This window comes from Rhodococcus parequi, assembly GCF_046042785.1.
Taxonomy (GTDB): domain Bacteria; phylum Actinomycetota; class Actinomycetes; order Mycobacteriales; family Mycobacteriaceae; genus Prescottella; species Prescottella parequi.
This window is the reverse complement of sequence record NZ_JBDLNV010000002.1, coordinates 318,184-340,598: the sequence shown is the minus strand read 5'-3', so window position 1 is coordinate 340,598 and position 22,415 is coordinate 318,184. Positions and strand designations below refer to the sequence as shown.

Here is a 22,415-nt window from a genome sequence, read left to right as displayed (position 1 = left end):
CAGGCTCAGGCCGGCCGGGTGCGCAGGGCGTCGTTTCCGGTCTGGGCCTTCAGCCCCACGGCCCAGTCGATCAGCTCCGGAATCTCTTCTCCCGCTGTGCAGAAAGTGGCGGGCCGGAAGACGACCACCGTCGCACCGGCGGCGTGCCAGGACAGCGCCTTCTCGGCGGTGGCGTCCAGGTCGACGGTGCCGTCGTCGCGCCGCTCCGGTCCGACCGACACCTGGACGATCGCCGACCGGGGGTCGCGACCGTGGGCCTCGAAGGTGTCGCGCAGAAGCGTGACGCTGTCCGAGAAGGTCTGCATGTCCGCGGGATTGACGGTCCACCCGTCGGCCACGCGGGCGATGCGGTCGAAGTTGCGTCGACTCGGGCCGAACCCGAAGATCACCGGCACCCGGTCCTGCACGGGCAGGGGCCGGGCATGGAAGTTCTCGAAGGAGAACTCGCGGCCCCGGAATGTGGCCGGGGCCTGGGTCCAGAGTTCGCGGCACGCGCGGACGGTGTCCTCCATGCGGCCGAAGCGCGCGTCGAACGGCATGTTGGTGGCCGTGTACTCGGCCTCCTGCCAGCCGACGCCCATCCCGATCGCGGCACGGCCCTCGGACAGTCGGTCGAGAGTGGCGATCTGCTTGGCGAGCAGCACCGGTGGCCGGACCGTCGCGATCAGGACCGACACGTTGAGCAGCACCCGCTCGGTGACGGCCGCGACCGACGACAGCAGCGACAACGGCTCGTACCAGTCGTGTTCGATGGGGAACGGGAAATTGTGCGTGCGAACCCGGTCCGCGTGCGCGGCCGCGTCGAACCCGAGATGGTCTCCGGTGGAGATCATGTCGACCCCCGCACGGTCCGCCGCGGCGGCCGCGTCGAGCACCGGACGGATCCGGCCGGCGAAGAGGTTCTCTGCTCCGAGAATGTTGAGACCGACCTGCATGGTGCTCCTGTTCCGCGGCTACGCCTTCGGCAGCTCGCTCGTCGCCAGGGTGGCGTCCACCGCACGCCGGCCCGACGGGCATGCGGCGCTACAGCTTCGGAGACGAATTCTTCCCCATCGAGAACAGGGGGTGGGGAAGATTCTCACAGAGTGCGCTGTGCGTGCTCGCTGAGATTCCCGACCAGGTCGATGCAGGTGAGTCGCTGCGTGAACACCCACTCGCCGTCCCGGACTGCGAACGCGTCGAAGTAGCGTCCGGACAGAATCGGCTGCAGAGGAAGCGCTTCCGTGGCCTGCAGCACCGTGAAGTACGACAGCGACGTGGCCGTGCGGCAGTCGTCGGCGACGTCGACCCGCAGGTTGGTGACGACGTGCTTGGTGCGCGGCCGCGGCGGCGTGCCGTGCATCCGGATGAAGCCGCGGCACGCCGCCAGCACGCCGGCGGGGTCGCAGTCGCGCACCGGCCCCAGCGGCGTTCCGGCGCCGTCGCACTGCCCGTACACCGAGTGCGCGAAGAGATCCGCGACCTCCTCCAGGCGCGCCTCGTCGATGAGGTGTGTGTAGAGGTGGGCGAGGTCGCGGATCGCCTCGACGGCGCTCAGGCGTTCGATCGTGTAGGCAGTCAACGGACGCTGATCTCGCGTCGGTTCATCTTGCCGGTTGCGTTGCGCGGCAACAGGTCCGTCGTGATACGCCACAGCGTCGGCACCTTGAAGTACGACAGGCGCTCGGCCGCGAACTCGCGCAGTTCCTCCTCGGTGACCGTCTCGCCCGGCGTCACCACGACCACAGCCGAGACTTCCTGGCCCAGATCGGGATGCGGAGTACCGACCACCGCGCACTCCTGCACTGCGGGGTGCTCGTCGATCGTCTGCTCGATCTCGGTGGGGTAGACGTTCTCGCCGCCGCGCAGGATCAGGTCCGAGCGCCGACCGGTCAGCCGCAGGCGCCCGTTCTCGACGACGCCGTAGTCACCGGTGCGCAGCCAGCGGTCGGGGGTGATCGAATTCGCGGTCGCGTCGGCGTCGTTCCAGTAGCCGAGCATGACGAACGGGCTGCGCACGCACACCTCGCCCTCCATGCCGTCGGGCAGCCACTCACCGAACGGATCGCGGATCTCCATGCTCACCGTGATGATCGGGCGGCCCAGCGTGCCCGGGTACTCCTCGAGTTCGGCGGACGTGGCCACCGCGATCGCGGTGCTGCACTCGGTGAGCCCGTAGCTGTCGACCAGTGCGTTGCGGGCGAACGGAACCTGCTCACGAAGACGGTCCTTGAACGCGATCGACGACGGCGCCGACGCGAGCGAGAACGACGTCAGCGACGACAGGTCGTACTTGCCGAGGTTGCCGTGCTCGAGCAGTCGGGAAGCCATCGTCGGGACGGCACCCCAGTTCGTGACGCGCTCGCGCTCGATGAGGCCGAGGATGCGGTCGACGTCGAACGAGCCCTGATGCATGACCAGTGCGCCACCCATCGCGAGGCGGGGGACCGCCAGGTTGTGGAGGCTCGCGATGTGGAACAGCGGGGAGGTGAGCAGGTCACGCATGTCGGTCGGCACGTCGGGATCGCTGGGCTTGCCCGTGAAGGCTGCCATGATCGCGCCGTTGTAGCGGTGGTAGTCGACGACCGCGAGCAGGTTCCGGTGCGAGTGCAGTGCGCCCTTGGGCCGGCCGCTGGTCCCGGACGTGAAGAGGATGACGGACGGGTCGTCCTCCTCGATCTCGACGGCGGGACGCCCCGCCCCGGCGAACTCGGCGAACAGTCGGGGGAGGTCCTCTTCCATGGTCAGCACCGCGATGCCGGTCGTATCGACGCCGGCGAGGGCGGCGCTGCGCTTGGCGTCGGCGATCACGACCTTCGGGGTGCTGTGCTGCAGACCGAACTCGATCTCGCGCGGCACCCACCAGCCGTTGAGGCCGACAGTGATGGCACCGAGAGCCTGCGTCGCCCAGAAGGTGGTGACCCACTCGGGGGTGTTCGCGGCGAGGATCGCGACGCGGTCACCCTTCTCGACGCCGTACCGCTCCCGAAGGGCGGCGGCCAGCGCGTAGGCGTCGGCGGCGTGCTGCGTGTAGGACACGCGGCGGTCCTCGGTGACGAGGTAGTCGCGGTCTCCCCACTTGACGGACTCCGCCAGCAGGTCGCCGACGGCGCGGTCACGGTTCTTCATGACCGGCATACGGGTGCCGAGGACCTCTTCTTCCACGATCTCGAACGGTCCGCCGAAGCCGGTGAGTCGAGAGATGACCTGATCCAGGTGCAGTTGCGGATCGGCGGGGGCTGTCATGGGTGACCTTTCTTCGATGTCACAGTGTCGCGCCTGCCACAATTGGCCAGTGAACACCCAGGTAGACGTCTCGGGGTGCGGTATGTGACGGGGTTCTCACGGCAATTTCTCACGTCCGGAAGTCGTCATGGGGGGAGTTACCACTGAGCGAGACTGGCGGTGATCTACACGACAGCCACGGATACTTTTCGCGAAGAGGACATGGCTGCCCCGCCGACACCGCCGACGGCCATCAGTACCGCGCCCACCGGCGCCGTGACAGGAGTGAATGAGTTGGAACGCACCACGATTGCCGAGATGCTGCTCGATCGCGTCGGCGACGAGCATCTCGGTCTCCGCACCCGCGACCAGGACTGGACGTGGGACGAGGTCGTCCGCGAGAGTGCCGCGTGCGGTGATCTGGCCCGTTCACTGCGAGTCGACGGCCCCTTCCACATCGGTGTGCTGCTCGAGAACGTACCGGAGTTCCTGTTCTGGCTCGGCGGCGCGGCACTGACCGGCGCGACGATCGTGGGCATCAATCCGACGCGTGGCGCGGCGGAGCTCGAGGCCGAGATCAAGTACGTCGACTGCCAGCTGATCGTCACCGACTCCGCGGGCATGGAGAAGCTGAAGAGCCTGGACCTCGGCCTGGCCGAGGACCGCTTCGTGCTGGTCGACGCGCCGGACTACCGGGAGCGGATCGATGCCCACCGCGTCGAGCCCGCGATCGCCGACGGCATCGACGAGTTCAGCCTGTACCTGCTGCTGTTCACCTCCGGAACCACCGGAATGTCGAAGGGCGTCAAGTGCAGCCAGGGCCGGCTGTCGCGGCTCGCGTACGCCAACACCGCGAAGTACGGGCACAAGCGCGACGACGTCGACTACTGCCCGATGCCACTGTTCCACGGCAACGCGTTGATGGCGTTGTGGGCTCCGGCGCTCGCGAACGGCGCCACGGTGTGTCTGCCCGAGGCGCGCAAGTTCTCCGCGTCGGGGTTCCTGCCCGACGTGAAGTTCTACGGTGCGACGTTCTTCACCTATGTAGGCAAGGCGCTGTCGTACCTGATGGCGACCCCGGAGCAGCCGGGCGACATCGACAACAAGCTCGAACGCGGTTTCGGCACCGAGGCCTCGCCCGAGGACAAGGCCGAGTTCGTGCGCCGCTTCGGCGCGGAGTTGTTCGAGGGCTACGGCTCGTCGGAGGGCGCCGGCTCGGTCAAGCTCGATCCGCAGGCCCCGCCCGCCGCGCTGGGACGTCCCGCGCACGACGGCATCGCGATCGTGAACCCGGAGACCCGCGAGCAGTGCGTCCGCGCGATCCTCGACGAGCACGGCCGGGTGCTGAACCCGGACGCGGCCATCGGCGAGATGATCAACAAGGAGGGTGCGCGCGCGTTCGAGGGTTACTACAAGAACGACGCCGCCGACGCCGACCGGATCAAGCACGGTTGGTACTGGACGGGCGACCTCGGCTACATCGACGAGGACGGGTTCATCTACTTCGCCGGCCGCAAGGGCGACTGGATCCGCGTGGACGGCGAGAACACGTCGGCGCTGATGATCGAGCGCGTGCTGCGTCGTCACCCCGAGGTCATCGCGACCGGTGTCTATGCGATCCCGGACCCGAAGTCGGGTGACCAGGTGATGGCGGCGATCGAGGTCGAGTCGCTCGACGGCTTCGACGCGGTCAAGTTCGCCGAGTACCTGGCCGGTCAGGCCGATCTCGGCAGCAAGGCGACGCCGCGGTTCGTGCGGGTGTCGACGAACCTCCCGATCACCGGATCGAACAAGGTTCTCAAGCGCGAGCTGCAGGCCGAGCTGTGGCGCACCGACGAGCCGGTCTACCGGTGGGAAGGCCGCGGCGAGCCGGTCTACAAGCAGATGACCGCCGACGACAAGGCCGCTCTCGAAGCCGAGTTCGTGGCGTCCGGCCGCCAGCGTTTCCTGGGAGTCTGACGTGACCCGCAAGGTCGCACTCGTCACGGGCGCCAGCCGCGGTATCGGGCGCGAGATCGCGCTCGCATTCGCGCGCAAGGGGTTCGACGTCGCGATCACGGCGCGCACGGTCCGGGAGGGCGACGGCGCCGTCACGCCCCGCACCCGCGCGGAAGGCGAGACGCTCATTGCGGTTCCCGGCAGCCTCGAGACGACGGCCGCGGAGATCGAGGCGTGCGGTGCGCGCGCACTGCCGATTCGGATGGATCTGCTCGATCACGAGTCGGTGGTCGCAGCGGCCGACGACGTCCTTCGCGAGTGGGGCCGCATCGACGTCCTCGTCAACAACGCCTACGCCCAGACGGCCGGTCACATGGAGCGCATCCTCGACCTGCGGCAGGACGACGCCGAGGTGATGGTGCGCGGCAACTACCTGCACCAGCTGGCGCTGATCCAGCGGGTGCTGCCGTCGATGGTCGAGAACGGTGACGGCGTCGTCGTCAATCTGGTGTCCGGGTCGGCGACGACCGATCCGCCGGCGGCGCCCGGCGAGGGCGGCTGGGGCGTGGCCTACGCGGCGTCGAAGGCGGCGTTCGGCCGCCTCGCCGGCGCGGTCAACGCCGAATACCGCAGTCGCGGTATCCGGGCGTTCAATCTCAGCCCCGGCTTCGTGGTCACCGAGTCCGGCAAGGCGCGCGGCGGCACCGAGAAGATCGAGGACGCCGGGTTCGACTCGGTGCCCGCGACGGTGCCGGCCGACGCCGCGGTCTGGCTGGCCACGGCACCCGACTCCGAGCGTTTCCTCGGAAGGGTGGTCTGGGCGCCCAAGCTGGTGAATGATCTCACTGGTTCCACCACGCCCTGACGCGGCGTCTCGACCCCGCTCGAGTGCAGGTCGGGTAGTGATTCCCGCTGTGCGAGACGCGCGACCCGAGGATGGGGCGCGGTCGCTAGCGTCCGGGACAACGCAGGCAGACAGTCGCCGGGAACCGGCGACTGTCTGCCTTTGGTAAACGACGTCGTTCGGTATTAGAGGAGTAACGATGGATTTGAGGGAATCCCCCGAACAGCTCGCGCTCCGCAAGGAGCTGCGCGCCTACTTCGCAGCGTTGCTGCCGGAGGAGAAGCGACGCAAGGCCGGCGAGGAGGGCGTGGGCGGCCAGTACTTCCGCGAGGTCGTCAAGCTGCTCGGCCAGGACGGCTGGCTCGGTATCGGCTGGCCCAAGGAGTACGGCGGACAGGGCCGCTCGATCGAGGAGCAGTTCGTCTTCTTCGACGAGGTGCAGCGCGCCGGTCTGCCGTTCCCGTTCGTCACGGTCAACACCGTCGGCCCGACGCTGATGAAGTACGGCACCGAGGAGCAGAAGGAACGCTTCCTGCCGGGCATCCTGGCGGGCGACATCGTCTTCGCGATCGGCTACACCGAGCCGGAGGCCGGCACCGACCTCGCGTCGCTCAAGACCCGCGCGGTCGCCGACGGCGAGGACTTCGTGGTCGACGGCAACAAGATCTTCACCTCCGGCGCCAACACCGCCGACTACGTGTGGCTCGCGTGCCGCACCGATCCGGAGGCCCCCAAGCACAAGGGCATCTCGATCCTCGTGGTGCCCACGGACGACCCGGGCTTCTCGTGGTCGCCGATCCCGACCGTCGGCGGCCTCATGGTCACCTCGACGTACTACAGCGGCATCCGGATTCCGCAGAAGGACGTCATCGGTGAGGTCAACGGTGGCTGGCAGCTGATCGCCGCGCAGCTCAACCACGAGCGCATCGGCCTGGCCGCCATCGGTGGCCGCACCTACGGTCTGTGGCACCAGGTCCTGGACTGGGCCAAGGAGAACGGCGCTATCGAGATCCCGTGGGTGCAGCAGGAATTCGCGCGCACTCACGCGAAGCTCGAGGCGATGCGCCTGCTGAACTGGAAGATGACGGCCGCCGTCGCGGCGGACACGCTCTCCGGTGCGGACGCGGGCGCCACCAAGGCGTACGGCACCGAGACCCACATCGACGTGTACCGCACGCTCCTGGGCATTCTCGGTGCCGCGGGCCGCATCCGCCCCGAATCGCCGGGTGCGCTGCTGGCCGGTCAGATCGAGCAGATCTCCCGTCAGGGCATGGTCAACACGTTCGGCGGCGGCGTCAACGAGGTCCTGCGCGACATGGTCGGCACGATGGGCCTGGGCCTCGTGCGTGAGAAGAGGGTCAAGTGAGCGAATTCCTCACCAAGCTCAAGGCGTTCGAAGGACAGATCCTGACGCCCACCGTGTGGGGTCCGGACGAGGTCAACACCCCGATGATCCGGCACTGGGTCGAGACGATGGGCGACACCAGCCCGATCTACCTCGACGACGAGGCGGCCCGGGCGACCGGTCGGGACGGCGCCGTCGCGCCCGCGCTCATGGCGCAGGTGTGGACCATGCGCACCTTCAACGACAAGATGGCGAACAACGATCCGTCGCAGGTGTGGACCGACCTCATCGCCACGCTCGACGACGAGGGCTTCTCGTCCGTCGTCGCGACCGACTCGGACTTCGAGTTCTTCACGGAACTGCGTCCCGGCGATCGTGTTTCGCTCACCGAGGTGATCGAGGACATCTCCGAGGAGAAGAAGACGGGCCTCGGTGTCGGACACTTCGTCACGACGCTCAAGACGTACCGGAACGACGATGACCAGGTCGTCGCGACGCAGCGGTGGCGCACCCTGCGCTTCAAGCCGAAGGGCACCGAGCAGACCTCCGAGAAGCCGGGGAAGCCGGCCGAGAAGGCCCAGAAGGCAGGGGAGTCCTCGGGTCCGATCCCGGGCCTGCGCCCGCGTCCGGCGCTCAACGTCGACAACGCCTTCTGGTTCGAGGCCGCCAAGGAGCATCGTCTGGTGATCCAGCGATGCGCGAACTGCGGCGTGCTGCGCCACCCCACGGGTCCGATGTGCGGCGCGTGCCAGTCACTCGACTGGGACACCGTCGACGCCTCGGGCCGGGGCATCGTCTACAGCTTCGTCGTCAACCACCACCCGCAGATTCCCGGATTCGAGTACCCGCTCATCGTGGCGACGATCGAACTCGAAGAGGGCACCCGCCTGATCGCGAACATGACCGGCATCGCGCCGGACGCCGTCGAGATCGGCATGCCGGTGGAACTGGACTGGATCGACGCCGACCCGGATCTGACGCTGCCCGCGTTCCGTCCGGCCGCACGGGAGGACTCCTGATGGACTTCAACTTCAGCGAAGAGCAAGAGGCAATTCGCAACCTCGCCGACGAGGTCTTCACCAGCAAGGCCGACATCGACCGCGTCAAGCAGGTCGAGCAGAGCGACGAGCGCATCGATCGCGACCTGTGGCGCGAACTGGCGAACACGGGCCTGCTCGGCATCGCACTGCCCGAGGATCTCGGCGGCGGCGGCATGGGCCTGTCGGAGCTGTACGTCCTGCTCGAGCAGCAGGGCCGCCACGTCGCCCCCGTGCCGATCTGGCAGTCGGCCCTCGCGGCCCTGGCGGTCGCCGAGTTCGGCACCGACGCCCAGCGCACCGCGCTGGTGCCGGGTGTCGCCGAGGGCAGCAGCTTCCTGACGATCGGGCTCGAGGAGTTCGGGCCGTACGTCGCCGGTGACCCGCAGACCACGGCCACCGAGGCCGGCGGCCAGTGGACCCTGACCGGCGCGAAGGCCGTCGTCCCGATCACGCACGTCGCGGATCGCGCGATCGTCTCGGCGTCCACGCCGACCGGCGCGGCGCTGTTCGTCCTCGACCTGGCGGCCGCCGGTGTCTCGGTGGAGCAGACGCAGTCGACCAACTGGGAGATCTGCGGCAACGTCACGCTGGAGTCCGCCCCGGCGGAGCTGCTCGGCCCCGCCGACGGCACCACCGCGCAGTGGCTGCTGGACCGGGTCGAGCTGGCGCTCGCCGCGATCGCGCTCGGTGTCGGTTCCGGCGCTACGGCGCAGGCTGTCACGTACCTCAACGGCCGCCAGCAGTTCGGGCGTCCGCTCGCGACGTTCCAGGCGGTCAATCACCAGCTGGCCGATTGCTACATCGACCTGCAGGCGATGAGCGTGACTCTCTGGCAGGCCGCACACAACCTCGTCGACGGCTCGGATCCCGGCACCTCGGTCCTGGTCGCGAAGTGGTGGGCCACCGACGGCGGCCAGCGCATCGTGCACCGCACCACGCATCTCCACGGCGGCATGGGTGTCGACACCGACTACCCGGTCCACCGCCACCTGCTGTGGGGCAAGCAGATCGGCGCGACCCTCGGCGGTTCCGCGTCCGACCTGGCCCGCCTGGGTGCCCAGCTCGCCGCGGGTGTCGAGGTGGTCGGATGACCGCCACCGTCACCGTCACGGGCCGCAGCTACGACGACATCTCCGTCGGCGACGTGCTGCCGGAGCTGGCGATCCCCCTGACCCGCACGCTGATCGTGTCGACCGCGATCGCGACGCGCGACTTCCAGGACGTGCACCACGATCCGGAGCTGGCGCAGCAGCGTGGCTCGAAGGACGTGTTCATGAACATCCTCACCAGCAACGGGCTGGCGGGCCGGTTCGTGACGGACTGGGCCGGACCGCATCCGACGGTGCGCCGGGTGAAGATCCGTCTCGGTGCCCCGAACTATCCGGGCGACACGATGACCATGACCGGCGAGGTGGTCTCGAAGGAGAACGGTCTCGTCGAGGTGAAGGTCGTGGGCGCGAACAGCCTGGGCAAGCACCTGTCGGGCACCGTCACGATCGCCTACCCCGCCGCTGAAGGGAAGGACGCCTGATGGCTGTGAGCCCGCTCTCGGGTGCCGCCGCGATCGTCGGCATCGGCGCCACCGAGTTCTCGAAGAAGTCCGGCCGCTCCGAGCTGCAGCTCGCCTGCGAGGCGGTCACCGCCGCGCTCGCCGACGCCGGCATCGACCCCTCCGAGGTCGACGGCCTGACCACGTTCACGATGGAGACCAACGGTGAGATCCTCGTGGCCCGCAACTGCGGGCTCGGGGAGCTCAAGTTCTTCTCCCGCATCGGTTACGGCGGCGGCGCGGCGTGCGCGTCGGTGCAGCAGGCCGCGATGGCCGTCGCGACCGGCATCGCCGACGTCGTGGTGGTCTACCGCGCGTTCAACGAACGCTCCGGTATGCGCTTCGGTGCGGGCCAGCACGACCGCCCGATGGATTCGACCGCGGACCGCGCAGCGTACGCATGGCTGACTCCGCAGGGATTGGCGACTCCCGCCCAGTGGGTCGCGATGTTCGCTCGCCGGTACATGTACCAGTACGGTGCCACGAGTGAGGATTTCGGTCGGGTCGCTGTCGTGGCACGCAAGCATGCCGCGAACAACCCGAAGGCGTGGTTCTACGGCAAGCCCATCACGCTCGAGGACCACCAGAACTCCCGCTGGATCGCCGAGCCGCTGCACCTGCTCGACTGCTGCCAGGAGACCGACGGCGGCCAGGCCCTCGTCATCGTCTCGGCCGAGCGTGCCAAGGACCTGCGGCAGAAGCCCGCGATCATCAAGGGCGCTGCACAGGGTTCCGGCAAGGACCAGCACATGATGGCGAGCTACTACCGGCCCGACATCACCGGCATCCCGGAGATGGGTCTGGTCGGGCGTCAGCTCTACGGCCAGGCCGGGTTGACACCGCACGACATGGACGCCGCGATCCTCTACGACCACTTCACCCCTCTGGTGCTCCCGCAGCTCGAGGAACTCGGTTTCTGCCGTCCCGGCGAGGCCAAGGACTTCATTCGCGAGGGCAATCTGGAGATCGGTGGACGGCTGCCGAGCAACACGCACGGTGGTCAGGTCGGTGAGGCGTACCTGCACGGCGTCAACGGAATCGCCGAGGCGGTCCGGGTGCTGCGGGGCACGTCCACCAACCAGCCCGAGAACGTCGAGAACATGATCGTCACGGCGGGGACCGCGGTTCCCACGTCCGGTCTGATTCTCGGCGTCGCCTGACCGAATCACCTGGAAGGACCGAAGAATGACGGCAGTGGAGCAGAAGCCGGCCGGCGCGTGGCGTGGGGTCGACCTCGGCACCCGCACGGTGAGCTACGACGAGCGCGACGCGATCCTGTACGCGCTCGCCGTCGGCGCCAAGGCCACCGACCTGGACCTCGTGATGGAGGACCGGCTGCGCGTGCTGCCGACGTTCGCGCTGACCCTGGCCCAGTGGGCCCCCGACGAGCTGGGGCAGCGCGGTGCCTTCGACACGAAGACCGCGCTGCACGGCTCGCAGGAGCTGAAGGTACTCGCACCGCTGCCGCGTAGCGGTGAGCTGTCGCTGAAGGCCACGGTCGGCGAGGTCTGGGACAAGGGCGCCGCGGCGGTGTTCGAGGTACGCGTCGAGTGCGAGTACTTCGTCGCCACCTGGTCGCTGTTCGCCCCGGGCGCAGGCGGATTCGGCGGCGAGCGCGGCCCGTCCAAGCCGCCGGCGCCGGAGGGTGAGCCGAACCTGACCACGGAGCTGGTCACCGCCGCGAACCAGACGGCGCTCTACCGGCTGCTCGGCGACATGCACCACATCCACATCGATCCGGAGGCGGCCGCGCACATCGGTCAGCCGCGTCCGATCATGCACGGTTTGTGCACGCTCGCCGCGTCGACGCTGCCGCTGGCGCGGGAACTCGGCGTGCACCCGGCGGACCTGAAGGAGCTGCAGGGCCGCTTCGCCGCCCCGATGTTCCCCGGTGACACCGCGGAGCTGAAGGCGTGGGGCGACGCCTCGGGTCTGTCGTTCGAGCTGGTCCGCGAGGGCAAGTCGGCGATCTCCGGCGGCTACGCGGTCTTCGCCGCGTAGCTCCGCCAGTACTTCAGCTGCGGGAGCGTGGACTTCGGTCCCGCTCCCGCAGCTGTTTTCACATCCGGGCTCAGTTGCCCTGCGTCGCCATGTAGCGCGCCGGGTACTCGCCGCCGCCGTGCACCGCGAGGTCGGCTCCGTTGACGTACGACGACAGGTCGCTGCCCAGGAACAGGCACGCCTTCGCGATGTCCGACGGCACCGCCATGCGCTCCATCGGGAGGGTGCGGGTGACGGCCGCGCCGCCGTCCTCGCCGTAGACCGATGCCGCCGCCTCGGTGCGGATCAGGCCGGTGGTGATGTGGTTGACGCGGACCTTCGGCGCCCATTCGAGCGCGAGTGCCTTCGTCAGGCCGAGCAGTCCGGCCTTCGCCGCGGTGTAGGCCGCGGTGCCGGGCTGCGGCTGGTGCGCGGAGACGCTGCCGATGTTCACGATGGCACCGCCCGTCTCCTGTTCGCGCATCACGAGATTCGCGGCCTGCGCCATGTAGGCCGGCGCCAGCAGGTTGAGCGCGACGATCTTCTCGACGAAACGCGGCGACACGGTGGCGGCGTCGGCGTCGGGAGAGCCGCCGGCATTGTTGACCAGCACGTCCAGGCGCCCGAAACGGTCGACGGCATCCTGCATCAGGGCGGTCGCATCGGCGGGATCGCGCACGTCCACCGCCCGGAAGGCGGCGGTGCGGCCGTCGACGGCGGGCAGCTTCTCGGGCTCGTTGCGAGCACACACGAGCACGTCGGCGCCGGCCTGCAGGAAGTGCTCGGCGATGACGAAGCCGATGCCCTTGGTGCCGCCGGTGACGACCACTGCGCGACCGGTGAAGTCGATCGGGTTGGGGTAGCTCATGCGAACTGCCTTTCTGTCGTATCGCAGCGCCGTACGCCACGAGGCTCTCTGGTGCCCAGAAGTTTTCGTCACCAATTTCGCGAAAACGCTGCGCTCAAGCAAATGCTTGGTCGAGAATAGTCGACTGGAGGTCTGTCACACCAGATCTTCCCAGTTCACGAGACTTCGAGAGCGAGTACACATGGGCAATCTCGACGGCAAGATCGCACTCATCACGGGCGCCGGTCAAGGCATCGGCCAGGGCATCGCGCACGCGCTGGCCAAGGAGGGCGCGTCGATCGTCGTCTCCGGCCGGACCGAGTCGAAGCTGATCACGACGGTCGAGCAGATCGAGGCCTACGGCGGCAAGGCGTTTGCGGTCCCGTGTGACGTCAGCAACGGCGACGACATCGATGCGCTCGTCGCCCGCACCGTCGAGCACTTCGGCGGGGTCGACGTCCTGGTGAACAACGCCAACGACTGCAAGCCCGGACCGCTGCTGTCGGTCACCGACGAGGACTTCGAGCGCTCGTTCGCGACGGGCCCGCTCGCCACGCTGCGTCTGATGCGGGCGTGCTACCCCTCCATGAAGGAGCGTGGTGGCGGTTCGATCATCAACCTGGTGACGTCGGCGGCGGTCCGCTGGGACGCCAGCAACTACGGCGCGTACGCGGCCACCAAGGAAGGCATGCGGGCGCTCACCCGTGCCGCGGCCTGCGAGTGGGGCATCGACGGCATCCGGGTCAACGCGATTGCGCCGCACGCGCTGTCGCCGGCGCTCGAGTGGTGGATCAACGAGTACCCCGAGGAGGCGGAGGAGTTCAAGGCCGGCATCCCGCTGCGCCGCATCGGCGATCCGGAGAGCGACATCGGACGCGCCGTCGTCTTCCTGGTGGGCAGCGACGCCGGCTACCTGAGCGGTGCCACCATCCCGCTCGACGGCGGCCAGTCCCGCTGGGGCTGACGGACGTGGAGCCGCGGTCCGATCGCAGCCGGATCCTGGTGCTCACCACGGATCCGGAGATCGAACGAGCCGTGCGCGAGTCCGTCGGCGACGCGGGAACCGTGGTCCGGCCGAGGTCCCGCACCGCAGAGGCGGTGCGGGAGCTGCTGCCCGACGTCGACGTCGTCGTGGCGGACTGGAGCGGACGACTGCCGCTCGGTGCGGCCGAGGCGGCGCTCGGAGCGCACCTGCGGCTGATCCAGCAGCCGGGTGTCGGCGTCGCCTACATCGACGTCGACGCCTGGACGGAAGTCGGGGTGCCGGTGGCGAACACGCCGGGCGGTAATGCCGCGTCGGTTGCGGAGTGGGCGGTCGCGGCCACCGCGAACCTGTGCCGCTCGATCGGCTGGGCGGACGCCGAGATGCGGCGTGGCCGCTGGCCGCAGACGTCGATCCGGGAGCGGGACTGCCGTGACCTGGGCGAGCGGCGGATCGGTCTGGTCGGGTTCGGCGACATCAACCGCCGCTGCGCGGCGTTGTTTCGGGCGTTCGGGTGCGAGGTCGCGTACCACTCGCGTCGCCCGGATCCGGACTCGACACTGCCGCGCCTGTCGCTCGACGAGTTGCTGTCGGTGTCGGACGTCGTCGTGGTCGCGGTCCCGCTCACGCCGGGCACCCGGGGTCTGATCTCGGCGCGCGAGCTCGAGCTGTTGCCTCCCGAGGCGCTGGTGGTCAACGTCGCCCGCGGCCCGGTCGTGGACGAGGCGGCGCTCGCCGACGCGATCCGGTCGGGCACGGTGGCCGGTGCGGCGCTGGACGTCTTCGCGCGGGAACCCGTCGAGACCGACAGCCCGCTGTTCGACCTCGACAACGTGCTGCTCAGCCCGCACATCGCGGGCGGCAGTTCGACGGCCCTGTCGCGGATGTTCGCGATGACGGCGGAGAACGTCGCGCGGGCGTGCCGCGGGGAGGCCCCGCTGTGGACGATCGGCTGAGAATCCCGACGGCCTTCCGACTCCGCTGGCATCGAAACGAACGTTCGATCGATTCTCGGTAGGCTCTGCGCACCGGTCCCGCTGGGTGGGACGGCGATCGTAGGAGGCACCGCATGATGACATCGCTGCTGGGCAAGGTGCGCCTACTGCTCGAGTCCTTCGATGCCGAGTCGGGTTCGCTGTCGCTCACCGAGCTGTCTCGGCGGAGCGGCGTCGCGAAGGCGACCGTGCACCGACTCGCAGCCGAGATGGTCGAACTGGGATTGCTCGAGCGCATCGGCACCGACTACAGGCTGGGCCTGCGGCTGTTCGAACTGGGGCAACTCGTCCCCACCCAGCGGATTCTGCGCGACGCCGCGCTGCCGTTCCTGCAGGAACTGCACGCCATCACCCGCGAGACGGTCCATCTCGCGATCCGCGACGGACTCGACGTGCTGTACGTCGACAAGATCACCGGGCACGGGTCGGTGGATCTGCCGTCTCGCATCGCCGGCCGGCTGCCGGTCGAGGTCACTGCCACCGGCAAGGTCATGCTCGCCTTCTCCTCACCGGCGGTGTTCGAGCAGGTCGTCGCCCGGGGCCTCGCGAAGTTCACGCACCGCTCGGTGGCGTCGGCGGCGATGCTGCGACGGCAACTCGATCGCGCCCGCAGCGAGGCGATGACGGTCGAGGCCGAGGAAGTCCGCCTGGGGACCGCCAGCGCGGCGGTCCCGATCTTCTCCGGAGGATCGACCGTGGTCGGTGCCATCAGCGTGACGACGAGCACGGCCCGGATGAACGTCGCCCGGATCTCGGGACCGCTGCACACCGCGGGGCAGGGCGTCAGTCGAGCGCTCCACGAGATCGCACGGACGGCCTGACGACGGTGCCGAGAGCGAGCAGCGCGAACACTGCCGCTCCGGTCATCGCGACGGCGATCGCCAGCGACGTGTTGCCGAGCAGTCCGACGACGGGGGCGATCACCGCGGCCGCCCCGAACTGCGCGAACCCCACCATCGCGGCCGCTGTTCCGGCGGCCTCACCGTGCCGGGACAGTGCGAGGGCCGGGGCGTTCGGCATCACGAATCCGGTGGCACACAGCAGTGCCAGGACCGGCAGCGCGAAGCCGAGGAAGCCGCCCGTGCCGGTCGCCGCCAGCGCGATCGCGACGCCTCCGATCACGGTGCTCACCGCGAGCGACGCCAGGCTGATGCCCAGCGGTGTCCAGCGGCCCAGCAGCACCACGTTGAGTTGGGAGGCGCCGATCAGCACCACGGCGCCCGCCGCGAACGCGAAGCCGTAGACCCCGGGCGCCAGCTCGAACTGTTCCTGCATCACGAACGACGAGCCGGCGATGTACGCCCAGAGCACCGCCCGGCCCAGACCGCACACCAGCACGAGCACCATGAACTGCCCGTCCCGGGCCAGCCTCACGTACGTGCGCAGCACCGGCCCGAGACCGCGGCCGACCCGCGCCGACGGCGGCAGCGTCTCGGGCATCGCAAGCCCACCGAGGACGATCATGAGCAGTCCGAGGCCGGCGAGCACGAGGAACACCCCGTGCCACGAGACCGCGGTCAGCAGCACGCCGCCGATCGAGGGAGCCAGGATCGGGGCGACGCCCATGACGAGCATCAGCCGCGACATCACGACGGCGGCGTCGCGGCCGTCGAACAGGTCGCGGACGACGGCCATCGCGATCACCCCGGTCGCGGCCGCGCCGAGCCCCTGCAGTGCGCGCAGTGCGCCGAGCACCGCGATCGACGGCGCGAACCAGCACGCCACCGATGCCGCGACGTGCAGCGACGTACCGATGACGAGTGGCCGTCGGCGTCCGAAGACGTCGGAGAGGGGGCCGATCACCAACTGTCCCAGAGCCAGGCCGAGCAGCGTGCCGGTGAGGGTGAGCTGCACCGCCGCATCGGACGTCAGGAAGTCGTCGGTGATCGCGGGCAGCGCCGGCAGATACATGTCCACCGTGAAGGGCCCGAGGGCGGTGAGCAGGCCGAGGATCACGACCAGCCGGATCCGGCTCCCGCCCTCGGGCGCGGCGACGCGCACACCCTCCCGGGTCGCGTCGGTCGTCGCGTCGGCTGTCACGGATGCTGCTGGTTCAGGAACCCGGTCACCACGGTGTAGTAGTCGTGCGGCCGCTCCTCCTGCAGGTGGTGCGACGCCTTGTCCATCACGTACAGGTGGCCGTGCTCGATCATCCGGGCGAGCATCAGCGGGTAGTCGGGCGTGAGGAAGGCATCGTGCATGCCCCACGCGAAAAGCACCGGCGCCTGGATCATTCCGAGTTCTGCGGTGAGATCCTGCCAGTCGCCGCGGGGATTGTCCGACGCCGCCGCGAGTGCCATCTCGTCGGGGTCGAGGCTCTGCTCGTAACGCATGTCGAGGGTCTCCTCGGGCAGCCGGTCGCCGTCGAACCACTCGAGCTTGGTGATGAGCTGACGCATCTTCTCGCGCGTCGGGCCCTCGCCGCCGTAGTACACGTCGCGGGCGTTGCGACCGCGGCGGCCGTCCTCGGGCAGCGGCGCGAGCGGACCGTAGAACACCGGCATGCTGCCCGTGATCACCAGCGAGCGCACCCGGTCCGGGTACTTGGCCGCCAGGTTCAGTGCGATGGTGCCGCCCCACGAGTTGCACACGAAATCGGCTCGGTCGATGCCGAGTTCGTCCAGCAGTGCCACGATCTTGGCGGCGTGGAAGTCCCACATCGGCCCGGTGATGGTGCACTTGTCGGACAGACCGTACTGCGCGATGTCGACGAGGATCGCGCGGCGGTCCCGCGCGAACAGGGGAGCCACCGGTCCGAAATCGGACCACGCGGTGCAGCCCGGCCCGCCGCCGTGCAGGAAGATCGTGGGCGCACCCTCGCCGAGGTCGTGGTAGTGGAACTTCACGCCGGCTGCGGTGGCGTACAAGCTGTTCGGTCGATTCGTCATGCGCATACCTGACCCGATCGCCACCCGCGGGCAAAGCATCGCGGTCCACCAGGCGGTCCCGGTCTGTGGCCCTGCAGGTGGTGCCGCTCCTAGCGTCGCCGCATGAGAACCCCACTGGAGACCGCCCACGAGCGGGTGTCGGCGGCGATCGGCACCCGCGAACACCGCGATCTCGGGTCGATCCGGCCCGACGAGGCGGTCGCCTTCGCGCGCGCGTGCGCGGAGGACGACCCCCGCTATCTGGAACCGGAACGACCGGACTTCGCGGTGCACCCCTTGTACGTGCCCAGCCTGCTGCGCGGACCGCGCGGCGCCCGGGACGACGAGTACCGACCCGACGGCATGTTCGCGGACGAGGTACCCGGGACGACGGGGCTCGACGTCCGGCTCATGGCGGGCGGGCAGGACATCGACTTCCACCGGGCGCCGCCGCTGGGTGAACGGATCGACGTGGACCGGACCGTCGACCGCGTCGAGTGGAAGGGGCGCGGCGACTCCCGCTTCCTGTTGATCACCGTCGTCAAGACCTACCGTGCCTCCGGGCTCGGTGCGGTGGCGACCGTCACGGAGAGGTTCATCGTCCGATGACTGAACAGGCCGTCCCGACCGTCGGGGAAACCATCGAAGATGTTGTACTGCACACCGATCCGGTCAGGATACAGCGATTCGGCGCGGCCACCCACAACGCGCACCGCATCCACTACGACACCGCGTACGCGCGCGTCGAGGGGCTCGCGGACCGGGTCGTGATGGCGCAGTTGCACGGCACCCTGTTCCACCGTGCGGCCGCCGGATACGTGGGTGATCCGGACGCGGTGCTGTCGGTCGGGTGGCGCAACCGCGCGCCCGCCTACGTCGGCACCACGCTGACGGTGACCGGATCGGTGCGCGAGGTCCACGACGATCGACTCGTCCTCGAGCTCGAGGAACGCGACTCGGACGGAACGCTGTGCGCAGTGGGGGAGGCCGTCGTGGCCCGGCGGTGAACCGGGTCTGCTGAGTGAACCGGATCCGTTGGAAGGTCGCGCGTTCCGTCGGAAGATCTGCGTACCAAAAGATCTCGTGTCGAGAGGACTTCACATGACTGGTGTCGAGGCGCCGGACGCCACGCAGGCGCTCCCGGAGAGGCCGCGTGCGGCCGGTCGGCAGGACTGGACGGCATGGCCCCGATACAACGAGGCCGGCAGCGGCTATCGGGGCTACTGGTACCCGGTGACGTGGTCCAGCCACATCGGCAAGGATCCCAAGAGCTACACCATCTGCGGTGAGAAGCTCGCGATCATCCGTGACAGCGGCAAAGTTTATGCACTGCACGATCGTTGCCCGCACCGCGGCGTACCGCTGTCCGAGGGCGATCAGCAGTTCCCGGGCACCGTCAGCTGCCCGTACCACGGCTGGACGTTCCGGCTGAACGACGGCAAGCTGGCCGCGGTCATCACCGACGGACCCGACTCGAAGATCTGCGGCAAGCTCTCCGTCCGGACGTACGCCATCGAGGAGCGGCTCGGCCTGGTGTGGGTCTACATTCCGATCGCGGAGGAGCCTGCGCCGCCGATCGACGAGCAGCTGCCCCGCGAACTCGTCGAGAACGAGGGCATCGTCGGCGGCCGCATCCAACCGCGCGGCGGCAACTGGCGATTCGCGTGCGAGAACGGCTTCGACGAGGGACACGCCAAGTATCTGCACCGCACCGCGCTGTGGCGGCTGTTCAAGCCCATGCCCACGTGGAACATCACCAGCATCGTGCCCGAGGGCCGGTGGCTCTTCCGTGTGCAGGAGGAGGTCTACTGGGAGGCGGACTTCCCCGGCGTCGGCAAGTGGACCAACAAGCGCTGGTGGAAGAAGAAGCCCGACGAGAGCCAGATCTCGCAGATCGGCAACGTCGGTGCCGGTCTGAAGGTGAACCCGGTGATCGAGGCCCAGAAGTTCCCGGGCTTCGCGTCGCTGTCGATGCCCGGTGTGCTGCGCATCGCGTACCCGAACTTCATCCACTACGAGTTCTACGTCCCCGTCGACGAGGACAACCACCAGTACGTGGGTCTCATGGTCAACTTCGTCACCGGTGCGGCGAAGCTCGGCTTCTACGCCAAGTACCTCGGCGCGATCCGCTGGCTGTTCCACGGCCAGTTCTCCGGACAGGACGAGTGGATGGTCCGGGTCACGGACGCACCGCCCGAGAAGCTGTACCGCCCCGACATCTCGCTCACCGCGTGGCGCAACCTCGCCGAGGAGGAATACGCCGAGAAGATCGCCGCCGCGGTGGCACACACCCCGCAGCCGCCGGCCCGCCCCGTGCGGGAGCGGCGCCGAGCCACCCCCGCCGCCGAATCGGGCGGCGCCGCAGCGGCGCCGCGGACCCCGGCCGCTTCCGACTAGAGGAGAAGACGATGCTCAAGACTCTCGTCAGTGTGACGTTCGGCGTCCTGCTCGCCACCGGTGCCCCGCTGGCCTGGCGCTTCGTCGCTGCACGCAGCAACACCCAGGTACACCAGGTCAACTCGTGACTGTCGGGACCGTCGATCCACTCGCCGGTCTCGACGATCAACGGCGCCACTGGGTCGAACAGGCCTGGCGAAAGGTCGATCGGGAGCGACTGCGCGAGCTCACCGTCGGGCTGGTGAACATCGCCAGCCCGACCGGTGACGAGGCGCCGCTCGCGCGGCACATCACGGAAACCCTGACCGCCGGTGGGCTCGAAGCGCACACGATGTACCTCGACGACCGGCAGGCGAACTCGTGGGGACGGGTGCGTGGGTCCGGCACCGGACCGGATCTGATGCTGTACGCCCCGATCGACACCGTCACCAGCGGCAACGCCGACGAGGACGTGCCGTGGGCGGCGGAGACGTTGCGACCGGATCTGCGTGCCTGTGCCACCGCCGACGGCGACTACGTCATCGGGCTCGGGGCGTCGAACCCCAAGGGACACGCGGCGTGCGTCATGGCGGCGGCGGAGGCGATCGGGGCCGCCGGGATCCCGTTGCTCGGCGATCTCCTGGTCGGTTTCGGTGCCGGTGGAATGCCCACCAATGCCCGCCCGGGCGTGGGTAACCCGCGACTGAACACCGGTCAGGGAGTCGGCTGCTCGTTCCTCCTCGAGCAGGGGGTGTGGGCGGACTTCGCGCTCATCGCCAAGCCTGGATGGACGGTGTCGTGGGAGGAGGTCGGGCTCGCGTGGTTCGAGATCACGGTGCACGGCAGCCACACCTACGTCGGCTCACGGCACCGGCTGCCCTACCGGAACCCGATCGCGTTGGCCGGGGAGGTCGCGGGACGGCTCGAGTCGTGGTTTCCGGAGTACTCGGCGCGGCATCGTGACGGGCTGGTGCTGCCGCAGGGCATGGTCGCGAACATCCGGGGTGGCTGGGAGCGCACCGCATCCTTCACCCCGGGGCAGGTGCGGATGATGGTCGATCTGCGGCTGAGCCCGCGAACCACACCGACCGCGGGCAAGCGTGAACTCGTCGACGCGGTCCGCGCCATCGCCGCCGACCTCGACGCGCGGATCGACGTGGAACAGATCCTGGCGATCCCGGGTGAGGCATCCGACGAACAGATGTGGCTGTGTCGCAGCGCGATCGAGGCGTGGGAGGCATTCGAGGGCGGTCCGCACGCCGAGTTCCACGACGCGAGTGGCGCGACCGACGCGAACATCCTCCGCGGCCGGGGCATCCCCACGGTGCGGGTCGGTATGCCGAAGGTGGTCGATGCGCCGTTCGAGGTCGACTTCGCGATGGGGATGAACACCGTGGACCTGCGTGCGGCCGAGCGCCTCACGCGCTACCTGATCCGGGTCGCGGTCGACACCGCTACCCGGTCACTCGAGGAAGTGGGTATCGACTGATGGCGAAACTGGTGCTGGGGGTCGGTGCATCGCACAGCACCCTCATGAACACGCACTGGGAGGAGACGACGCACAAGGCGGAAGCCGAGCGGTTCCGGGACGCCCTGGCGGTGGCCCGCGACCGCATCGCCGCCGCGCAACCGGACGTGGTGATCCTGCTCGGCTCCAACCACTTCCGAGGGTTCTGGCTCGATCTCATCCCGCCGTTCACATTGGGAGTCGGCGAGTGCAACGCGAGCGGAGAGTCCGGAACGCCGAAGGGGCCACAGCGCGTCGACGTCGACCTCGCACGGCATCTGGCCGACGAGGTGGTCGGGGGCGGCCGGTTCGATCTGGCCTTCTCGGCCCGCCTGCAGATCGACCACGGTCAGTCGCACGCGATTCAATACCTGCTGGCGGGACTCGACGTCCCGATCGTCCCCCTGGTCGTCAACGTCTTCGCGCCGCCCCTGCCGACGTTCGAGCGGTGTGAGGGCCTCGCACTCGCACTGCGCGACGCGATCGCGTCGTACCCGCCGGACACCCGGGTGGCGGTCATCGCCTCGGGCGGGCTGTCGCACCGCCTGCCGTGGCCGGACTGGCGCGACCCGCACGGCGAGGACGAGGACTTCATGGTCCAGGCCTGGCTGGACGGCCGCGAGAACTGGTCCGACTACGACGTGCGCCGACGGCAGATCATCCGGGCCGCCGAGGCCGCGATCTCACCGGAGTTCGACGACCGCATCCTCGACCTGTTCGCGGTCGGCAAGGCCGGTGAACTCGCGGGCTACACGAGCGCGGACATCGAGACCGAGGCGGGCAACGGTGCCCAGGAACTGCGTACGTGGCTGATGATGGCCGCGATGATGGACTACATCCCCGCCGAACGACTTGCCTACGAGGCCATTCCGGAATGGCTCACCGGAATGGGCGTCGTGGTGCTGGACCCCGCGGCGGCGCCGGCGGCGCACTGACATTCA

The 22,415-nt window shown here is 69.0% G+C and carries 22 protein-coding genes; 16 read left to right on the top strand and 6 right to left on the bottom strand.

Translation table 11 applies throughout. From position 1 onward, the window contains the following. Positions 1-5: 5 nt before the first annotated feature. The 3 genes from ABEU20_RS05685 to ABEU20_RS05675 all read right to left on the bottom strand — a co-directional run bounded on the left by ABEU20_RS05685 (position 6) and on the right by ABEU20_RS05675 (position 3,225). Positions 6-935 carry a TIGR03619 family F420-dependent LLM class oxidoreductase gene (locus tag ABEU20_RS05685; RefSeq protein WP_420163428.1) on the bottom strand — a complete coding sequence of 310 codons (930 nt, stop codon included), beginning with the start codon at positions 933-935 and terminating at the stop codon, positions 6-8. A gap of 143 nt (positions 936-1,078) precedes the next feature. Continuing rightward, the gene (locus tag ABEU20_RS05680) at positions 1,079-1,561 is read right to left on the bottom strand and encodes a nuclear transport factor 2 family protein (RefSeq protein ID WP_420163427.1); all 483 of its coding nucleotides are present in this window, start codon (positions 1,559-1,561) and stop codon (positions 1,079-1,081) included. Then, complete coding sequence (locus ABEU20_RS05675; RefSeq protein WP_420163426.1) at positions 1,558-3,225, bottom strand: class I adenylate-forming enzyme family protein; 1,668 nt, start codon at positions 3,223-3,225, stop codon at positions 1,558-1,560. The genes ABEU20_RS05680 and ABEU20_RS05675 overlap by 4 nt, the downstream gene beginning before the upstream one ends. Positions 3,226-3,522: 297 nt before the next feature. Between ABEU20_RS05675 and ABEU20_RS05670 the strand changes: the two genes are divergently transcribed. From ABEU20_RS05670 to ABEU20_RS05635, 8 genes are all read left to right on the top strand, one after another. Then, positions 3,523-5,163 carry an AMP-binding protein gene (locus ABEU20_RS05670; RefSeq protein WP_420163906.1) on the top strand — a complete coding sequence of 547 codons (1,641 nt, stop codon included), beginning with the start codon at positions 3,523-3,525 and terminating at the stop codon, positions 5,161-5,163. Between the two features lies 1 nt (position 5,164). After that, positions 5,165-6,007, top strand: a complete 843-nt coding sequence (locus ABEU20_RS05665; protein ID WP_420163425.1) for an SDR family NAD(P)-dependent oxidoreductase — start codon at positions 5,165-5,167, stop codon at positions 6,005-6,007. Between the two features lie 178 nt (positions 6,008-6,185). Continuing rightward, positions 6,186-7,352 carry an acyl-CoA dehydrogenase family protein gene (locus ABEU20_RS05660; protein WP_420163424.1) on the top strand — a complete coding sequence of 389 codons (1,167 nt, stop codon included), beginning with the start codon at positions 6,186-6,188 and terminating at the stop codon, positions 7,350-7,352. After that, positions 7,349-8,350, top strand: a complete 1,002-nt coding sequence (locus tag ABEU20_RS05655; protein WP_420163423.1) for a bifunctional MaoC family dehydratase N-terminal/OB-fold nucleic acid binding domain-containing protein — start codon at positions 7,349-7,351, stop codon at positions 8,348-8,350. Before ABEU20_RS05660 ends, ABEU20_RS05655 begins: the two co-directional genes overlap by 4 nt. Then, positions 8,350-9,462 (top strand): acyl-CoA dehydrogenase family protein, encoded by a 1,113-nt coding sequence (locus tag ABEU20_RS05650; RefSeq protein ID WP_420163422.1) that lies wholly within the window; start codon positions 8,350-8,352, stop codon positions 9,460-9,462. Before ABEU20_RS05655 ends, ABEU20_RS05650 begins: the two co-directional genes overlap by 1 nt. Then, positions 9,459-9,902, top strand: a complete 444-nt coding sequence (locus ABEU20_RS05645; RefSeq protein WP_420163421.1) for a MaoC family dehydratase — start codon at positions 9,459-9,461, stop codon at positions 9,900-9,902. Before ABEU20_RS05650 ends, ABEU20_RS05645 begins: the two co-directional genes overlap by 4 nt. After that, positions 9,902-11,080: a lipid-transfer protein gene (locus tag ABEU20_RS05640; protein WP_420163420.1), complete on the top strand. Its 1,179-nt coding sequence runs from the start codon at positions 9,902-9,904 to the stop codon at positions 11,078-11,080. The genes ABEU20_RS05645 and ABEU20_RS05640 overlap by 1 nt, the downstream gene beginning before the upstream one ends. 25 nt (positions 11,081-11,105) lie before the next feature. Further along, positions 11,106-11,921 (top strand): MaoC/PaaZ C-terminal domain-containing protein, encoded by an 816-nt coding sequence (locus ABEU20_RS05635; RefSeq protein ID WP_420163419.1) that lies wholly within the window; start codon positions 11,106-11,108, stop codon positions 11,919-11,921. 70 nt (positions 11,922-11,991) lie between these two features. On the opposite strand, the gene ABEU20_RS05630 is transcribed toward ABEU20_RS05635, so the two are convergent. Further along, a complete protein-coding gene (locus ABEU20_RS05630) occupies positions 11,992-12,768 on the bottom strand; it encodes an SDR family oxidoreductase (RefSeq protein ID WP_420163418.1) in 777 nt (258 codons plus the stop codon). Positions 12,769-12,949: 181 nt separating this feature from the next. Between ABEU20_RS05630 and ABEU20_RS05625 the strand changes: the two genes are divergently transcribed. From ABEU20_RS05625 to ABEU20_RS05615, 3 genes are all read left to right on the top strand, one after another. Next, the gene (locus tag ABEU20_RS05625) at positions 12,950-13,711 is read left to right on the top strand and encodes an SDR family NAD(P)-dependent oxidoreductase (RefSeq protein WP_420163417.1); all 762 of its coding nucleotides are present in this window, start codon (positions 12,950-12,952) and stop codon (positions 13,709-13,711) included. 5 nt (positions 13,712-13,716) lie between these two features. Next, positions 13,717-14,685 carry a 2-hydroxyacid dehydrogenase gene (locus ABEU20_RS05620; protein WP_420163416.1) on the top strand — a complete coding sequence of 323 codons (969 nt, stop codon included), beginning with the start codon at positions 13,717-13,719 and terminating at the stop codon, positions 14,683-14,685. A 113-nt stretch (positions 14,686-14,798) separates the two neighbouring features. Next, a complete protein-coding gene (locus ABEU20_RS05615; RefSeq protein WP_420163415.1) occupies positions 14,799-15,545 on the top strand; it encodes an IclR family transcriptional regulator in 747 nt (248 codons plus the stop codon). Here ABEU20_RS05615 and ABEU20_RS05610 read toward each other — a convergent pair. Next, a complete protein-coding gene (locus ABEU20_RS05610; protein ID WP_420163414.1) occupies positions 15,508-16,764 on the bottom strand; it encodes a multidrug effflux MFS transporter in 1,257 nt (418 codons plus the stop codon). The genes ABEU20_RS05615 and ABEU20_RS05610 overlap by 38 nt on opposite strands. Further along, positions 16,761-17,612, bottom strand: coding sequence for an alpha/beta fold hydrolase (locus tag ABEU20_RS05605; RefSeq protein WP_420163413.1), 852 nt, complete (start codon positions 17,610-17,612; stop codon positions 16,761-16,763). Before ABEU20_RS05605 ends, ABEU20_RS05610 begins: the two co-directional genes overlap by 4 nt. A gap of 102 nt (positions 17,613-17,714) precedes the next feature. Between ABEU20_RS05605 and ABEU20_RS05600 the strand changes: the two genes are divergently transcribed. The 5 genes from ABEU20_RS05600 to ABEU20_RS05580 all read left to right on the top strand — a co-directional run bounded on the left by ABEU20_RS05600 (position 17,715) and on the right by ABEU20_RS05580 (position 22,409). Next, a complete protein-coding gene (locus ABEU20_RS05600) occupies positions 17,715-18,200 on the top strand; it encodes a hypothetical protein (RefSeq protein ID WP_420163412.1) in 486 nt (161 codons plus the stop codon). Further along, the gene (locus ABEU20_RS05595; RefSeq protein ID WP_420163411.1) at positions 18,197-18,598 is read left to right on the top strand and encodes a hotdog family protein; all 402 of its coding nucleotides are present in this window, start codon (positions 18,197-18,199) and stop codon (positions 18,596-18,598) included. Before ABEU20_RS05600 ends, ABEU20_RS05595 begins: the two co-directional genes overlap by 4 nt. Positions 18,599-18,692: 94 nt before the next feature. Continuing rightward, positions 18,693-19,988 (top strand): aromatic ring-hydroxylating oxygenase subunit alpha, encoded by a 1,296-nt coding sequence (locus ABEU20_RS05590; RefSeq protein WP_420163410.1) that lies wholly within the window; start codon positions 18,693-18,695, stop codon positions 19,986-19,988. Between the two features lie 124 nt (positions 19,989-20,112). Then, complete coding sequence (locus tag ABEU20_RS05585; RefSeq protein ID WP_420163409.1) at positions 20,113-21,456, top strand: deacylase; 1,344 nt, start codon at positions 20,113-20,115, stop codon at positions 21,454-21,456. After that, positions 21,456-22,409, top strand: a complete 954-nt coding sequence (locus tag ABEU20_RS05580; RefSeq protein WP_420163408.1) for a DODA-type extradiol aromatic ring-opening family dioxygenase — start codon at positions 21,456-21,458, stop codon at positions 22,407-22,409. Before ABEU20_RS05585 ends, ABEU20_RS05580 begins: the two co-directional genes overlap by 1 nt. The last annotated feature ends 6 nt before the right edge of the window (positions 22,410-22,415 follow it).

Coding starts and splice junctions, on each gene's coding strand:
- ABEU20_RS05595 (WP_420163411.1), top strand. CDS start 18,197: ATGACTGAACAGGCCGTCCCGACCGTCGGGGAAACCATCGAAGATGTT.
- ABEU20_RS05625 (WP_420163417.1), top strand. CDS start 12,950: ATGGGCAATCTCGACGGCAAGATCGCACTCATCACGGGCGCCGGTCAA.
- ABEU20_RS05590 (WP_420163410.1), top strand. CDS start 18,693: ATGACTGGTGTCGAGGCGCCGGACGCCACGCAGGCGCTCCCGGAGAGG.
- ABEU20_RS05580 (WP_420163408.1), top strand. CDS start 21,456: ATGGCGAAACTGGTGCTGGGGGTCGGTGCATCGCACAGCACCCTCATG.
- ABEU20_RS05660 (WP_420163424.1), top strand. CDS start 6,186: ATGGATTTGAGGGAATCCCCCGAACAGCTCGCGCTCCGCAAGGAGCTG.
- ABEU20_RS05685 (WP_420163428.1), bottom strand. CDS start 935: ATGCAGGTCGGTCTCAACATTCTCGGAGCAGAGAACCTCTTCGCCGGC.
- ABEU20_RS05675 (WP_420163426.1), bottom strand. CDS start 3,225: ATGACAGCCCCCGCCGATCCGCAACTGCACCTGGATCAGGTCATCTCT.
- ABEU20_RS05640 (WP_420163420.1), top strand. CDS start 9,902: ATGGCTGTGAGCCCGCTCTCGGGTGCCGCCGCGATCGTCGGCATCGGC.
- ABEU20_RS05605 (WP_420163413.1), bottom strand. CDS start 17,612: ATGACGAATCGACCGAACAGCTTGTACGCCACCGCAGCCGGCGTGAAG.
- ABEU20_RS05615 (WP_420163415.1), top strand. CDS start 14,799: ATGATGACATCGCTGCTGGGCAAGGTGCGCCTACTGCTCGAGTCCTTC.
- ABEU20_RS05600 (WP_420163412.1), top strand. CDS start 17,715: ATGAGAACCCCACTGGAGACCGCCCACGAGCGGGTGTCGGCGGCGATC.
- ABEU20_RS05645 (WP_420163421.1), top strand. CDS start 9,459: ATGACCGCCACCGTCACCGTCACGGGCCGCAGCTACGACGACATCTCC.
- ABEU20_RS05670 (WP_420163906.1), top strand. CDS start 3,523: ATGCTGCTCGATCGCGTCGGCGACGAGCATCTCGGTCTCCGCACCCGC.
- ABEU20_RS05650 (WP_420163422.1), top strand. CDS start 8,350: ATGGACTTCAACTTCAGCGAAGAGCAAGAGGCAATTCGCAACCTCGCC.
- ABEU20_RS05630 (WP_420163418.1), bottom strand. CDS start 12,768: ATGAGCTACCCCAACCCGATCGACTTCACCGGTCGCGCAGTGGTCGTC.
- ABEU20_RS05635 (WP_420163419.1), top strand. CDS start 11,106: ATGACGGCAGTGGAGCAGAAGCCGGCCGGCGCGTGGCGTGGGGTCGAC.